We start from the raw sequence: 16,483 nt of genomic DNA, 5'->3' as shown, positions 1-16,483 counted from the left end.
TCTGCTGATAAAGAAAACCTCCGGAATAAATCCCAGAGGCTTCTGATATAACTATTCTTCACTAGTATCTACAGGCATAACAATCTCTTTTATACCATTAAAATTGCTGATAGTTGTTTGCAACGTGAGCACTGACTCTGAATTTAAGTTTTCTGATTTCAATGAAGTGAATATTTCTGCCTCCACTTTATGCGGCAAAAGTGTAGTTTTATCCAGCGTATATCTTAGTTTAATCTTGTCTGTCAAATTCTGCTTCATCAATTTCATCGTTTCCTTACTCGCATCATGAGACGATATCTCTATCGAAAGTATGTATTCTTGTTCCTCCTCAGAAACAACGATCCCCTGAGAATCTATCCGGTACATGTCTATATAATCATACGGGTCAATAAATCTTTGTGCGATTTGTTTTTCTTTCGCTGGAATATAATCGTCCTGCTTAATAAATAAATCATCCATTACCTTTGTATGATATTCAGTATCCGATATGTATTCTTCTCGTTCCTTTCCTTCCGCAGTCTCCGATTTTAGATATACGGTATAAGGATTTCTAACAAAGTCGACATGAAATGAAACAGCGCTCGACCAATGTTTATCTTCACTTTTTTCCGATTTGCTGGATGTTTCTTCTTGTTTCTCCATTTCTATAGTATAGCTCTCCTGCTTAGCCAGTTCACTCCGAGACATGCTGAGCAGCTCCTCTGCACGCTTATCTCCCTCTCCTTCAGCACCTGATTTAGTGTTCGTTGCACAACCTGTCAAACCTAACATACAAATGATACCGATAAAAACCATTTTTCTGATAAACATATTACTTCCCCTTCACTTCAAATGAAATCCAAATATAACTAAATCTATTTTATCATTATAAAGTTAACAGCTTATATGACGGAAAAGGTAGACATGTGAAAAAACGGCTTAAGATATACAGTTGTTGCGCTGAATTTAGTGTTTTAATGCAAATCAAAAAATACCTCCCCGACTTTACAGCAGAGAAGGTATTTAAATAATATTATCCAATTCTCTTAACTCAATGTGTCAACACAAACTCATCCAGCAGCTTTCCATCCACATCATAGGCCTGATAGGTTAATGTATCCCCGGTAACGTTAATGCCCGCAAACATTTGCTTATAGTTCTGAAAATGCACCGCATGATAGAACTGATCTTCTTTTTTCTCGTTAAATTTCCCTCCAGAAGCGTTGGTCACCACATAGACTGTCCCTCGTTTAGCACCTTTGGAACTCTCGCCTTCTGGAACTATTTTTCCGCCACGTAACGGGTAGGATCTGGAGTATTCATGATTATGACCCTGCAGCACTAAATCAACCTCATACGTATCAAAAATATCCGTCCAATTTTCAACTTTCTTATAGGAGTTCCCCCCGTAAGCCGGTCGGTGCATCGCAACGATTTTCCACTTCTTGTCTGTGTTCTTCAGATCTTCCTTCAGCCACTCCGTTTGCTTTTTTAGATTGCTCTCTGTATTCAGTACCGTCACATGCACAGGTCCATAATCGAAGGAATACGAGGTGCCTGCAATTGAACCCTTTGCCCCATTATCCGGCAGGTTGAAGTGTGAAGTATAATACGTTGCATCCTCATCCACCTCATCATGATTGCCTGTTACCGGCATTAACGGAATCCCCGAAATCCAGCCCTGCACATTGCCAAAAAAATCATCCCAGCCTGCCGAATCCTCCGGATCCTCCGTCAAATCCCCGTTATGCACAATAAATTTGGCTTCAGGAAATGTCTGAAAAGCCTTGTTCAGTGTATTTCCCCACAGCTTAAAATCCTCTGCCGTTTCCCCTTGAGAATCCGTTACATTGATAAAAGACACACTTGCCAGTCCATCTTCTTCCGTTGTAAATTCCGCTGCCGGACTCCATTCTCCTTCAACGCCACTACCCACTCTATAAGTATATAACGTCCCGGGTTCAAGACCCGTAGCTTCCACTTTATGAACACCTTTGGTGCCATTGTCTGTTTTGATGGAACTACTTTTCGCATCTACCCTTTGTACATCCGTATTCGCAAAAGAGGACACCTGTCCCTTTACAATCTCCAGAATGCCTGCTGCACTCGAATCACTTGTATACCAAGTAAACGCGCGGCTTGTGCTCGCATCTCCCTTAAAGGTAGTCACGAGATCATACGGTGCTGGTGAATTTGCATTACTTCCGCTTTTCGATCGTTCCAACCCATAAGCCACTAAAATAACCATAATCACAAGCACCCCTAGGATTATGGCAAATTTATAGTCTCTCATCACGGTACCTCCTTATGAAAATTTCTCTCTAGCCTTCTAAATAAGATAGCCCCCTGCAAAGTCAGAAGTCAAATTTGCACACGATTCTTTATACAGACTTTTGTTAACGCAGTGTAAAACATTCAGCAAACATTCAGTCTATTTTAAGTTAAGCATAAGGTCTGTCTCCTAGAATTAGTCAAGCAGGAAGGTTAGCCAGAGATAGAGAGAGAAACGAGGTGTGAAAATGAATAAGAAGCTTCAATTCCGGCATGAACTTAAATTTTTCATTAACTATCATCAATACCTTATATTGCGCCAGCGATTGCAAAGCTTGATTGATAAAGATCAACACGCTAATGAGAGTGGAGAATACCACATTCGGAGTTTGTATTTTGACGATATCAACAACACGGCACTTGCAGACAAGCTCGGCGGTCTCAGAGAGCGGGCCAAATACCGGATTCGCATTTACAACATTCAAGACAACATCATTCACTTTGAGAAAAAAATTAAAATGGACGATTATATCGCCAAAATCAAAGAACCACTAACCCGGCAAATGTACGACGAGATTATGGCGGGCAACTACGAAGTGCTGAACGTCCCGGACAGTCCGCTGTTCTTGGAGTTATACGATCAGATGCGCCATAACCTGCTGCGACCCAAGGTCATCGTGGATTATGTTCGCGAGCCTTATGTTTGCCACAACGGAAATGTGCGAATAACGTTCGATAAAGAACTACGTACGGGCCTGCACTCTACGGATATTTTCGATAAGGATTTGCATCCGATTCGGGCGATTGATGAGAACTTCATAATTTTCGAAGTGAAATTCGATGAGTATATTCCGGAGTACATTAAAATCGCGTTGCAGCTGGAGGGACTGAATAGGCAGTCCGCTTCGAAATACGTGATCTGCCGCAAATTCTTAAAAACTAACACTTGGGAGGATTATTGATTATGAATGCATCACTAGCACCGCTAGCAGCTACAACAACGACTACAGATACTACAAATAATTTTTCAGACATTATTAAAAACTCGGTGATCGACAATTTTGTATCTGATATTAGTATCTCCAAGATGCTGATTACCTTGGGCGTAGCTTTTCTGATCGGATACTTCATTTACCTGCTCTACAAACGTGTCTTTAGCGGCGTTTTATATTCCAAAAGCTTTAACGTCTCACTCATGGGCATGACCATGATTACAGCTACTGTCATTATCGCGATTAACTCTAACCTTGTGCTGTCCCTCGGTATGGTCGGCGCATTATCCATCGTTCGTTTCAGAACACCGATCAAAGATCCAACTGATCTGATCTTCTTGTTCTGGGCAGCTGTAGCAGGGATTGTAACTGGAGCAGGATTTTTCACCTTGGCTATTATCGGTTCGATCATTATCGGCCTTATTTTGTTCCTGTTCATTAAACACTCTTCTATCGAAACGCCATACTTACTGGTCATTAACTGCGACAGTGATGAAAGCGAACGTGAAGTACACAGCCATATCACCAAATCCGTAAAACGCTACAATGTGAAGCAAAAAACAGTCTCCGCAAACAATATTGAATTGACGCTGGAGCTTCGTCTGGATGATAAAGTAGGCGGCTTTGTCAACACAGTCTCTGACCTAAAAGGTGTCAAAAATGCACTCTTGATCAGCTATAGCGGTGACTATGTATCTTAATTACAACGAGATGAAAGGCGGTGCCCCAGATGAAAACCAGAGGTAAGTCAATCCTGCTGAGTTTTTGCTGCCTGCTGCTGGTCATCGCCGTAGCCGGGTGTCAGAACGCAAGTCCGTCTGCAACAAATAATCCAACGTCTGATGCTCAGGACAAGGTCATTTCGAGCGATGAGAAAAAGCTAGACGAGCAGGTCTTTCCAAAAGATAAGGTCGTGGATGTCAAAATCACCTTGGACCCGGACGATTTTCAGGATATGCTGGATAATGCCAGTGCTGAAGAATATAAAATGGCTTCCGTCGAGTACAACGGTATGAAATACGATAATGTAGCTGTACGGACCAAAGGAAATCTCAGTCTCAGAAGCGTAGTACAGATGACAGACTCTGACCGCTACAGCTTCAAAATTTCTTTTGATGAGTATGTTAACCAGAATTTATTCGGCATTACTAAGATCAACCTGAATAATAATTACAGCGATGCTTCTTATATGCGTGAATTTCTGACTTATGAGCTCGCTGAAAGTGTCGGTCTCCCGACGCCGAAATATTCCTTCGTCAATGTGTATGTAAACGATGAACTGAAGGGTTTCTATCTTGCAGTAGAACAGATCAGTGATGCTTATCTGGAACGCAATTTCGGCAACACTTATGGTGCACTTTATAAAGGTGTAATGACCGGTCAGGGCAGTGATTTGACTTGGCTGGGCGATGATCCATCCCTCTATACTGGACTAGAAATGAAATCCGATAAGTCTAACGATGATATTCTTGTCGACATGCTGAATGAGCTAAACAACGGCACCGATTATGAAAAATACATCGACGTAGAGGAATCGCTGAAGTATATCGCTCTAAATGCGGTCACGGGTAATATGGATAGTTATTTAGGTGGAAATAAGCAGAATTATTACTTATATGAAGACGATGGGGTCTTCTCGATTCTGCCGTGGGATTACAATATGGCTTTTGGCGGCATGGGAAGCGCAGATGTGTTAATTGACGAGCCTACCCAAGGTGCGTTGGCAGAACGACCACTGATTGCGAAACTGCTCGCTAATGATGAATACAAAACGAAATATCATGAGATTGTTAGTGAGATGATTACTGGCTATCTAGCGGACGATACGTTCCAGGCTCGGATGGATGAGCTGAACACGATGATTTCCAGCTATGTCAAAGCGGATCCATCCGCCTTCTACACTTTCGAACAGTATGAAAATGGGATAAAGGCTGTTGAGACCTTCATGTCGAACATGGCCACAAGTATCCAGCAACAACTCGACGGTACCATTCCTTCCTCCGGTGACGGATCAGGAAGTGGTGGTGGCATGGGCGGCGGTGGCTTTGGTGGCGGCGCTAAAAATGGCGCAGCTCAAGGCGCTGCGGGTGCTGGGCAGGCCACAGGTGCAAATGGCGCTACTGGTAATACTGGCGCAAATGCAGCAGCACCAAATACCGAAGGACAAGCGGCTACAGGTGGACAGACTGCCCAAGGCGGTGCAGGTGGTGAACCTGGTGCCATGGGCGGACCGGCTATCCCTAATGGCGGCGAGGGGCCTGGCAGTAACTCACAAGCAGCTGCGGGTGGGCAGACTACACAAACAGGGCAAACTGCTCAGGGTGGGGCCAACACTAACGGCCAAACTGCTCAAGAGGGACAGGCCAACACTAACGGCCAAGCTGCTCAAGGTGGACAGGCCAACACTAATGGCCAAGCTGCTCAAGGTGGATTTGACGGCGGCGCGGGTGGTGAGCCTGGTGCTATGGGCGGACCCGCTTTCCCTGAAGGCGGCGGAAATGGTCCTGGTGGTGGCGGCATGGGCGGCGGTGGCTTTGGTGGCGGTATGCCTGGTGGTATGGGCGGTGGCGACTTTGGTGGTGCTGGTACTATGCAGCAAAAAGGCAGCACGAGTGAAGCCATCACAACTGGCGTCGCCATCCTTCTCCTAATACTAACCGCTGCTTTCGTAACCTTTTACAAACGCAAACGGCTGTAGATAAGTAAAAAGTATCCTCATCACCAATTAATTCATGCAAGAAGCCTCCGTCGTTTATTGACGGAGGCTTCTTGCATGAACACTATATTCTTGTATCACAACTAGTTCCCGCTTACTCTTTTCGCCCGCGCAATATACTTATGGTTGCTATTAAAAAGGCTAGTAAAGAGATCCCTAATGCGATATAGACCATTGGGTTGACACTGGTGGAGTTGTTCTCGCTTTCCATGATGGCATTATGTTCTTCCATGCTCATGCCATTGTCACTGGAACCATGAGAATGTTCATCCCCACCGGAGGCTTGCACAATCGAAGTAATAGAATGCGGACTTTCTGTTCCTGCCTCACCAGACCACTGCACCAAGCTGCCATCGGCATAATGCTGATAAGCATCCCAAGCAATGTCGCCTGCAATATCAGGATTCTTTGCTGTGAAATAGAAACGTTGGAATTGCCCTGCTTTAATTCCTTCTCCATTAGCTATCCAGCTAACTTTGTTCCCCTCAATGGTAACATCCCAGCCCGGTGTAGCCTCATATTGCTTGAACTCGGCACCCGCCGGGATTCGTAGATCGACTTGTACAGTCGCCACATCTTTTTCTGAAGGAACTTTAAGTGTGTAAGTCTCCCATGCTCCGGTACTGGATTGTGCTGGTGCTACGGTTACGTGCGCGCTAGCCACGGCTGCGAACAACAGAAGTGTTGCAGCGGCTGGTGCGAAGAGTGTCATTATTTTGCGAGATAATCTGTTCATAGTTAGAGTGCCTCTTTCTTTAAGTAATTTTATCATTTTTCACTTTCATCTCTATCCTCATATTTACAGCGGAAAATCACGTTTACGTGAAGCAAGCCCCTGCTCCAGAGCATAACGCGTTAGCTGCGTACGATTTTGGAGTTGAAGCTTCTGAAGGATGTTTTTCAGATGGTTTTTTACGGTATGCTCCGAAATCGACAGGCTTATGGCAATCTCTTTATTCGTCGATCCGGAAGACACACAGCTTAAAATCTCCTTCTCCCTCGCCGTCAAAGACTCCCCTTCGTCCGTTAATGAAGGAACGGTAAATTCTTTCAAGATTTGAAAAGCCAGCTCCCGGCTTAGCGGTGCTTCTTCATTCACAATCGCTTGCAAATATTCAATCCAGGTGGAAGGTGCCAGATTCTTCAATAAGTACCCTTGTGCGCCTTGCTTCAATGCTTCGAGGAGGTGGGAAATTTCGTCCGATACCGTAACGATAACGATTTTGACATAGGGATATTCCTGCTTGATCCGGCGAGTAGTCTCCAGCCCGTCCATCTCCGGCATCTGAATGTCGATAAGAATGAGATCAGGCATCCACTGGGCCGTGAACGCGATCGCCTCAGGACCACTCTCCACTACTCCAATGACCTCAAAACTATCATCCATGGACAAAATCTCACACATCGCCTCACGCGCATGCGCATGATCATCCACAACCAAAACCCGGTACCGGCTCATAAACTTCCCCCTCCTTTCGTAATTTCCACATTTGTCCCCGTATTGCCGGAGCTCACCTGAAGCTTCCATCCCATTCCTTCGACACGTTCCTTCATGATCTGAAGGCCGTAACTTCCGTTCACCTCAAAGGGATCATGCTGAAATCCTTCGCCATTGTCGACAATCGCCACGCTCCAGTTTTTCTCAGTGCCTGCACCTGTGATGGAAACCTTCGCCGCTCTTGTATGCTTACGCACATTAATAATAGCCTCTCGGATACAAGATAGCAGTTCTGCTTTTTCCGAAGGAGAGAGGGCTTCATCCTGTAGACTCCAATCCAAGGAAACCTCAATCATAATCTCGTTAGCCATTTGAGCAAGCTGATCTTTAACCGACTGTTCCAATGAAAAAGAGTGCTGCTCAGACACTGGTACCTTCAGATTGGCGATCGCCTGTCGAACATAACGGTTCACCTCGTGGACGGTCTTTTTGATCTGATCCACATTTTCTTCGCTGACTTCCCCATTCCTGCGGCTTGCTTCCAAACGATCTATTTTTACAGATAAAAGAAATAAAGATTGCGCCATCCCATCATGCAGTTCCTTAGCTAGCCCTTCCCGGGCTTTCATTGCCTCTTTGAGCGCACGTTCCTGCTCCAACTCCCGCTGATTCCGCTCCATCAGCGAAAACAAAGGGACGAGCAAAACAAGAGTGAACAAAAATACGAGGACAGGTGTCAAATAATTCCCCAGATCCATCGAGATATAAGGCATTAGAAACTGATGGCGCACGACCTCCCAGATCCCTACCATTAGCGTTGGCAGTAACAGGATCATATACTTGATTCGGTTATACGTTGCTGTCCCCTCCCGTACATCTTATGATTAACAATATCACCGTCACAATTCTGCTACATGACTCGATCGGGCTATTTAAAGTTCTTATTGTTACAAATTTAAGTATTTTAAAAAAATAATGCTATCCTTCATAATATTATAAGCAATATATAGTGAAAATTTATACTTTCTTATATTGTAGCAAAAAAAAGATACATCCTTCGATGTATCTGCATCCCAGTTATAGTGGTGATGTGTAGCGTCCGTATTGAATGTCCATTTCTTTAAAAACATCTCCCTCTTTTTTTAGGAAAAATGTGTTTACGCCTTCCGCTCCCCACCACTCCATACCGAGTAATGGACCTTCAGCAGTTTCCGCCGCAAAAAGAATAGAGAACATCTCAGGTATCACTTCCCCGCCATCATCCACTCTCCAGACGGAAAATTCATCGCCTTGAATGACAGCCGGATAATCCATAAAGGTAAGCCCGGCCTTATCTTCCAGCACGAGACTAAATAACATCTCCTGATCCTGCCTAATGAATTGAACGAGATACAGCTGCCGATCACCAGACAGGTCAGCAAGTTTCCAAATGTGCTCTACTTCACGATTTTTCGCAGAAACAATATTCTGCCGCACACTTTCTGCAACATTTAGCGAGGCTTGCTTAACCTCCGTAGGCTTAACAGAGATTAACGCATTCGCATTAAACTCTGCCTGATCCGTCAGGTAATAGGTCTCATCAGGGGTCGCATTCCCCGCTTCAACCGTATAAAGATACCCTGGCAGATTCACAAAATTGTGAGCCATCTCCCGGCCATTACTGTTCTCCGTACCCTCCTGCCATTTATTCAATTTCACTTTTAGCACTTGCCCATGATCGCCGATCGCCTCATTCAATTGTTGCATTTGCGCATCCAGCCCTTTTTCCTGCCCGGTGACTAAGATGCTCTTGCCAGACTCATCTGCAAAACCAAAATTCGCCTTCAGCTTTTCAGCTTCCAGATAAGCTGCTGGCTGCTGCATGCTTGCCGTTGGTGTCGGCTCTGCACTTGGAGAAGGGGTTGGCTTGTTAGAGCCTGAGCAGCCCGCCAGCAGTAGAACAATAAGGAAACTCACACGGAGCTTATTCATTCCCATTCCTCCAGACGAAACTAAAATATTCCCATACTAAGATACCGTTCCCCTGTGTCAGGTGCAATGCAAAGTACGCGTTTGCCAGCCCCAAGACGACGCGCTTCCTGCAACGCCGCCCATACAGTGGCACCACCGGATGGACCCAGCAGAATTCCTTCTTTTGCAGCCAGCGTTCTTACCGTCTCCAAGGCAGCCTCATCCGCGACTTGAACGATGTCATCGTAGACCTGTGTATTCAAAATGGCGGGTACGAAGCCCGGACTCGTTCCTACCAGCTTATGTGGTCCTGGCTTTCCTCCAGATAATACGGGCGAGCCTTGCGGCTCAACCACAAGAACCCGGATATCAGGTAGATGCTCACGCAAAACCTCACCGGTTCCAGTTATCGTGCCCCCAGTTCCTGATGAAGCAACAAACATGTCCAGCTTACCTTCCATTTGCTCCAGGATTTCCAGAGCGGTCGTTGTCCGGTGAATATCCGGGTTGGCTTTGTTCTCGAATTGCTGTGGAATAAAACTGTTCTCCACTTCTTTTCCCAGCTCAATCGCTTTTGCTATAGCTCCCGGCATCCGTTCTGCTGCGGGCGTCAGCACAACATCCGCACCATAAGCCTTTAGAATATTGATTCGTTCCTTGGTCATATTATCAGGCATGACAAGAATCGCTTTATACCCTTTTGCCGCGGCATTCATCGCTAAGCCTATCCCTGTATTTCCACTAGTCGGCTCAATGATCGTCCCGCCCGGCTTCAGCAAACCTGCTAGCTCGGCTTGCAGGATTAGATTATAAGCTGCCCGGTCTTTTACACTGCCACTTGGATTAAAAAGCTCCAGCTTCACGTATAGTTCTGCATCTTGGGGGCTAGTCAGCCGATTTAATCTTACAACCGGTGTATTCCCAATCAGCTCTGTTATATTGTTAACCACTAAGGATGTCATTTTAGAGCCTCCTTCATTTCTGTACCTTCCATTATTGTAACGTGAGCAGCACCTCCTGTCGATTCAGAACCTTAGTTTCTGCAACCTGAAAACAACCGCCCCCCACGAAAGCGGGAGACGGCTGTTCAGTACTGGCAGCATTTATTTTTAAGGATTAACGTTAATCGTAAAAGTAGACGTATTATTTTTAATATTCGTTACCGTGTTGGTAATCTTCAGATTGTTAAAGGTGGCTGACCCTCTGGCAGGACCTTGCCCAGCCTCAGCCGCTTCATTTACCCAGATGCCCACTCCGGATTTGCTGTCAAAAGCATCTCCACTCTTTTGCGCACCGGAAATTGTGACATTCGTGAAGAAGGTATCTGTCACTGGGAATTGCGGCGTGGAGCCGACATAGTTGGTCTGGAACATGATGCCATGATAGGTTGGATCAATGATATCCACATCACTGACACGAATGCCTTGGAATACCTTAGAGGCTGAGAATACCCAGATTGCCGGGAAGGTCTGTGCCCCCCAGAAATGTCCACCTGCACGAACAATGGAAATATTCTCAAAATTCGTTGTCGGTGAAGCGCCAAAGCCGTTCATTGGATACCCGAAGTCAAGCGAGCTGATCGTAATTCCAGAATAGCAAAGCGTGTCAGCAATATAAATGTTGCGGAAGGTATTGGCATATCCGCCATAGACGGCTACACCTGCTGCCCGCCAGGTCAAGATTGAAGTGAGATTCTCATAAATATTATCCTTCATATCTGCACCACCGGAATCAATAGCCGAAAACAATGCAAAGCTATCATCCCCTGTTGCCCGTGCCTCAATATTGGATACGAGATTATTCGTGCTGCCATTCGTCATATTGATGCCGTCAGCGAAGGTGTTGCGGATACGGGAGTTTTTGATCACCATGTAATCCGTATTAGCTCCCCAATACATACACACCTGATGTTCGGTCCAGATGTTATCGATCGTAATATTTGCCACATTGGAGAAATCAAATACTTTACCCGGGCCATCAATACGTGATGTGTAGTTCCCGAAGTAAGCAAAATTCGCAAAAGTAGAGCCGTTAGCGGTATCGCTTGCCCGGAAACCGATATCCGTATTCTCCTGATTCGTTGGAGCGTAAAATCTGGTATACCATGGGCCCGCACCAATGATCTTCATTGCTTTTCCATAGACCTGAAATTTACTGGAGGTCTGATAGTTACCGGCCGGCAAATACACACCTACGAGATTTCCGGTCGTATCCATGCGTACTTTATCTAGCGCATTTTGCACATCCTGATGTGTAAAGCCGGCTGGGACCGTATATTTGGCCGGATCTGGATTGGCAATCGGTGATACCTGCTCCAAACTGATGAAATCAATGGCGTACTGCGAGGTATTTGCCACATCCTTTTGCAGTCGAATCGTACTACCTTTCGGAATCGTGCTGTCGAACATAATGTTAGCTTCATCATAAATATGCCGCGGAGAACCCGCGCTTGGTGAATTGCCGGGACTTATCTCTGAACCGTACAGCCATGCATATTTAGAGGTCAGATTTATCGCCTTGGTATAAACTCCGTTCACATAGATGTTCAGTGTAGCATTCGTACCGTCTCCACTCGCCGAATCTGGAATAGAGAAGCGGGTGACCAGTGTATTAGTGTCAGCCTTAGTAGTGAATTCTACATAACTGCCTGTAGTATTCAGTGTGACTGCTCTTCTGCCTGAAGCCTCACCCGCAAGATCTCCAATGGTCCGATTAGCAGTAAGCTTCACAGCCCCGCCACCAATCACCCCCTCCTCAGCCTCATACATGTCGTAAGGCATATTGGCTCCACGACCTACAAAAAGAGACTGTGTTTGAATATTATTGGCCTGTTTAACTGGCAGCTCATTAGTGTCTACGGCAATTTCCGTCTTCACAGTATATTTGCCATTAGCTGCTGTCCAAGTGCCAAGACTAACAGGAGGCGCTGTTACTCCACTGCCAATCACGCCGTTATAGGTTCCAGTTAAGGTTTGGAGTACAGCATTCGTAGTAGCATCCAGAACCTTCAAGGTTATGTTATGCGCACCCCCTGCGGATGCTGCTGTCCCTTGATTCTTGATTGCCACCGAGAAGCTGACCACATTACCGCCTGCTGGATTGCTTGGTGTCCAGCTAACAGGGGAAGCTACTAGATCAGAACTGGATACGGGAGCAATAATAAGAGAATTTGGGCTAGTGAAGCTGTTATTGCCTTCGTTCAATTCAATAACCGTATTATTCTCGTCAACCTTTGCAGTTAAAGTATAGGTAGCAGCATCCTTTGCGCCCATATTTAAAGTGACGTTCGTAGATGCGCCAGCCGCTAATGCCCCCACTGGGCTAGTGCCTACAAGTGTGCTGCCCAAGTAGAAATTCACATTAGTCGCTATGGAAGCTAACGTTCCAATGTTTTTTACCGTTGCATTTAAAGTAATGGCATTGGTCTCTACTGGAGCTGAAGGTGACCATGTAAGACCGGTTATCGCCAAATCCGGATTAGCAGCTGGTGCACCCATCACTTGGAATTCAGCGATTTGTCCAGCGGTTGAACCAGTATTGGTGGTAATCTTCAACTGTACTTCACTAGCCGTGGCCGTTACCGGAATAGTGACCGTATTGCCAGTTGCCGGATTAAAAGTATACACGGTTGCTGGCACAAGACTAGTAAAGACTGTTGTATTCTGATTATGCCCAAGCACTTGAATAGTCTGAGTACGTGTGGACCAGGCCGATGATGGATTCAGTTTGAGGACAATGGATGTAATATCGGCATTACTACCCAGGTTTACAGATAATGTATTGGGATAACCTCCTCCTGCTCCTTCCCAGTAAGTAGTTACATCACCGTCATTCGCATTTGTAGGAACAAAGGTAAAGACGGAAGAGGAAGCGTTGATGCTTTTGTTCAAAGCCAGATTGGAACCCGCCCCAGGCGTTGGTGTAACTGTTGGTGTCGGGGTCGGTGTTACCGTTGGAGTTGGTGTAGGTGTTACTGTCGGTGTTGGCGTAGGTGTTACTGTCGGTGTCGGAGTTACCGTCGGTGTCGGTGTTACCGTCGGCGTTGGGGTAGGTGTTGCCGTTGGTGTCGGAGTTGCCGTCGGCGTTGGCGTAGGTGTTGTCGCAGAAGCTGGAGTGACGTTCAAATTATCTAGATTCACATTTCCAGTGTCTCCTGCATCGTACTTATAAGTAATCGTGTTAGCGCCAGCATTCAGAGCCAGCGTCTCAATCTTTGTTGACCAAGTATTCCAATTGGCCAGATTCGCAAGTGAGGTTTGCTTAATTTTAGTTCCATTCACATAAACACTAATGGTTTTTGTACTGCCTGATGCATTTGAAAATCTTAATGTAGCATCATAGTTACCAGCAGAAGCCACATTAACGATAAATGCAGTCGCAGCACCTTGATTTAGGTAACCATCAACAAATCCTGTACCTGTATAACCTGTATGATCCGTGTTAACCTTGGCACCACCGGATAATGCGGCATTCTCCGCTTCATATCCTGAGGATGGAGTTGTAGTTGTATTACCATGAACCTCAAATTCCGCTAACTGTGCTGCTGGCCAGACCGTATTGGATGTGAAATTCAGTTTAACATATCTGATATTCGCAGCTGTAAAGCTGATGGTCACTGTATTGGAATCACTCGTTGGATTAAATGTATAATTGGCGGATTCTACTAAGTTATTGTAAGCTGCATCATCTGTACTCCCTTGCACCGCTAACGTTTGAGTTCTTGTTTCCCAATTCGTAGGCAGCTTTAGCACAACCTGATTCACGCTGCTTGCTGCCCCTAAATCCACTTTAATCCATTGCGGAAAAACACCGCTTGCGCTCTCCCAATACGTTCCTTGGCTGCCATCATTAGCATTGGCTGCTACGTATACATCACCGAAGGAGCTTGAAGTAATAGTCTTCCCTTGGGCTAAATTCCCCGCGGCTAAACTCACCGAGGGATATAATCCTAACTGACCTACAAATAATATAACAATCAAACAATAAAGTACTGCCGTCTTCCCGGTAAATCTTTTAGAAGCTGCTATCATTGAATAACCACCTTCCAAAATTTTGTGGAGCTACACAGCAGAAAGGATGCGCTTTCAAAACAGTAGTTTTATAGACATTCGCCTCCTACATTTGAAATGATGGATTACGGATACAAGCTAACTAATAACGCTAATAATATAAGTTATAGGTAGATGGCCGTCGATGGCGATTTCTATGCTTTGTATGTGGGATATTACGTTCAACCAAAAAAAGCCCCGGAGAGGCCAAGGGGATTATATTGCCCCTTAACTCTCCGACGCTTCATGTTATACATTAAATCTAGCTACCAACCCTTGCAGTCCATGCGCCATTGTACTTAATTCACTTGCAGAGGATGCAATTTGTTCGACCGAAGCCATTTGCTCTTGTGAGGCTGCTGACACATGCTGAGTACTCGCAGCGGTTGTTTCCGAGATTTGCGTAACGTTACGAATTGACTCTACAATCTCATCCGCAGCTGCCGTAATCTCCTCCACGGCTCCAGATACTTCCTGAACCTGTTCAGCAAGTGAATCTATAGATAATCGAATCTCACCGAAGGAACGTCCCGCTTCCTCGATAATCTCCGTACCTCCCTTTACTTCACGCATGCTGCTCATCATCACCTTCATAGCATCATCTGCTTCACTTTGGATCCCAGTCGCCATTTCTGCAATTTGATTGGCGGATTCCGCGGACTGCTCTGCCAGCTTACGGACCTGATCGGCAACCACAGCGAAACCTCTACCTTGTTCACCAGCACGAGCTGCCTCAATCGTCGCATTTAGGGCCAGCATATTCGTCTGCGAAGCGATTCCTTTTATGACTCCTACAATACTGCCAATCTCCTGAGATCGATTCACAAAACCTTGGACCTGCTGTGATAAAGATTGTATGGAGTGATTAATCGATTCCATTTGCTGCCCAGCGGCCTGAAGGGATTCATCTCCTGTAATGGCAAATGCCGCAGAGCGATGGGAGGCTTCCGAGATGTCCTGGACACTGGCAGCAATTTGGCCGATTCCTAGTGATATTTCTGAGATTGTAATTGTATTAGTCTGCAAATCATTCATCTGTTTGGCTGTTCCAGAAGCGACTTCACCCATAATATCCGATATTCGTTCTGTGGCGCCTGCCGTCACTCCACTATCTGACCTAAGCTTTGTAGAGGAACTCGCGAGACTATTCGCTGATAACTTCACCTGTTCAATCATCGTGCCCAGATTATCTGTCATTTTATTAAAGTTAAACGCCAGTTCACCAATCTCATCTTTAGAACGAACACTTAACTTGCGGGTAAGATCGGCATCCCCATCTGCAATTTCCTTCAACTGAGTGTTCACATCACGAAGCGGTTTAATAATCCGTCCAGAAATTAGCAGCGCAAGGATCACCGCGAGCACTACCGACAATCCGGTCACACCAAAGCTAGTAATCAAACCGTTATTACGATGCGAATTTGCCAGGCTTTGTCCATTCTCTATTTCCTCCATGAGCATGTTCTGAAACACAATCTGAGATTCAATCATAGCGTCTAATGACAGGTTCGTGAATTTCTTCTGCGCTTCCGGGAAGTTGCCTTCCTTAGCTAAGGCAAAAGCTTCCTTCAGAACGATTAAATAATCATTCCATTTGCTCTTCAGCTCAGCTACACCCTTTAACTCAGCTTCACTTAATCGGGCATTCTCCAGCTCTGTAATAGCATTTTCAATCAATGGGAGCATTTCTTCATACTGCGCCAGATAGGAATTCCGCTCATCATCTGTGTTACTCATCACATAACGAGCACCCAGCTCATCTGCGGTACGAATCTTATCCGTTAAGCCTTGAACAAGTGACAGCTTGTCCCAGTTACGATTAACCTGATCTGTCAATTGGGTAACCTTCCCCTGAAACAATGTGTTTCCGGCTATCGCCACTAGAAAGACTATGATCACAGCAGTAAATCCTAAGACTATTTTCCCACGGATACTTTTCACCATCGGTTTTCCTCATCTCTATATGTATGTAGGTCTATTTGGTACTTTTATCCTACTAGCTCTCCCTTAAGCCTCTCTGAATTTGAACTGAATGTTTGCTTAAAAAAACAAAAAGACCCCTATTTCCGGCCGAGGGCAGGAACTAATG

12 protein-coding genes are annotated in these 16,483 nt (G+C 45.4%); 3 read left to right on the top strand and 9 right to left on the bottom strand.

Annotation, left to right across the window (positions count from 1 at the left end; genetic code table 11):
- Positions 1-51 precede the first annotated feature (51 nt).
- Together MHH46_RS11495 and MHH46_RS11490 are read right to left on the bottom strand one after the other, a co-directional pair.
- The gene (locus tag MHH46_RS11495) at positions 52-810 is read right to left on the bottom strand and encodes a DUF6612 family protein (RefSeq protein WP_076193897.1); all 759 of its coding nucleotides are present in this window, start codon (positions 808-810) and stop codon (positions 52-54) included.
- Between the two features lie 220 nt (positions 811-1,030).
- Positions 1,031-2,272, bottom strand: a complete 1,242-nt coding sequence (locus MHH46_RS11490) for a metallophosphoesterase family protein (protein WP_076193895.1) — start codon at positions 2,270-2,272, stop codon at positions 1,031-1,033.
- A 226-nt stretch (positions 2,273-2,498) separates the two neighbouring features.
- On the opposite strand from MHH46_RS11490, the gene MHH46_RS11485 reads away from it, so the two are divergent.
- From MHH46_RS11485 to MHH46_RS11475, 3 genes are read left to right on the top strand one after another with little or no spacing between them, the layout of a single operon-like run.
- Positions 2,499-3,212 (top strand): polyphosphate polymerase domain-containing protein, encoded by a 714-nt coding sequence (locus tag MHH46_RS11485; protein ID WP_076193893.1) that lies wholly within the window; start codon positions 2,499-2,501, stop codon positions 3,210-3,212.
- A 2-nt stretch (positions 3,213-3,214) separates the two neighbouring features.
- On the top strand, positions 3,215-3,943 hold the full coding sequence (locus tag MHH46_RS11480; RefSeq protein ID WP_036683492.1) for a DUF4956 domain-containing protein: 729 nt from the start codon (positions 3,215-3,217) through the stop codon (positions 3,941-3,943).
- 29 nt (positions 3,944-3,972) lie between these two features.
- Positions 3,973-5,940 (top strand): CotH kinase family protein, encoded by a 1,968-nt coding sequence (locus tag MHH46_RS11475; RefSeq protein ID WP_076193891.1) that lies wholly within the window; start codon positions 3,973-3,975, stop codon positions 5,938-5,940.
- A gap of 112 nt (positions 5,941-6,052) precedes the next feature.
- Here MHH46_RS11475 and MHH46_RS11470 read toward each other — a convergent pair whose 3' ends face one another.
- The 7 genes from MHH46_RS11470 to MHH46_RS11440 form a co-directional block, all read right to left on the bottom strand.
- Positions 6,053-6,694 carry a DUF1775 domain-containing protein gene (locus tag MHH46_RS11470; protein ID WP_076193889.1) on the bottom strand — a complete coding sequence of 214 codons (642 nt, stop codon included), beginning with the start codon at positions 6,692-6,694 and terminating at the stop codon, positions 6,053-6,055.
- A gap of 63 nt (positions 6,695-6,757) precedes the next feature.
- On the bottom strand, positions 6,758-7,417 hold the full coding sequence (locus MHH46_RS11465) for a response regulator transcription factor (RefSeq protein ID WP_076193887.1): 660 nt from the start codon (positions 7,415-7,417) through the stop codon (positions 6,758-6,760).
- Positions 7,414-8,208 carry a histidine kinase gene (locus tag MHH46_RS11460; protein ID WP_340395474.1) on the bottom strand — a complete coding sequence of 265 codons (795 nt, stop codon included), beginning with the start codon at positions 8,206-8,208 and terminating at the stop codon, positions 7,414-7,416. Before MHH46_RS11460 ends, MHH46_RS11465 begins: the two co-directional genes overlap by 4 nt.
- Before the next feature lie 265 nt (positions 8,209-8,473).
- Positions 8,474-9,367, bottom strand: coding sequence for a hypothetical protein (locus MHH46_RS11455; protein ID WP_076193885.1), 894 nt, complete (start codon positions 9,365-9,367; stop codon positions 8,474-8,476).
- Positions 9,368-9,387: 20 nt separating this feature from the next.
- Entirely contained in the window at positions 9,388-10,308 is a 921-nt protein-coding gene (gene cysK, locus MHH46_RS11450) for a cysteine synthase A (RefSeq protein ID WP_076193883.1), read from the bottom strand.
- 147 nt (positions 10,309-10,455) lie between these two features.
- Positions 10,456-14,376 (bottom strand): discoidin domain-containing protein, encoded by a 3,921-nt coding sequence (locus tag MHH46_RS11445; RefSeq protein WP_081387926.1) that lies wholly within the window; start codon positions 14,374-14,376, stop codon positions 10,456-10,458.
- A gap of 267 nt (positions 14,377-14,643) precedes the next feature.
- Positions 14,644-16,338 carry a methyl-accepting chemotaxis protein gene (locus MHH46_RS11440; RefSeq protein WP_076193881.1) on the bottom strand — a complete coding sequence of 565 codons (1,695 nt, stop codon included), beginning with the start codon at positions 16,336-16,338 and terminating at the stop codon, positions 14,644-14,646.
- Positions 16,339-16,483: the final 145 nt, after the last annotated feature.

This window comes from Paenibacillus sp. FSL H8-0175, assembly GCF_045040615.1.
Lineage (GTDB): Bacteria > Bacillota > Bacilli > Paenibacillales > Paenibacillaceae > Paenibacillus_AQ > Paenibacillus_AQ odorifer.
This window is presented reverse-complemented; position numbering and strand designations above follow the sequence as displayed.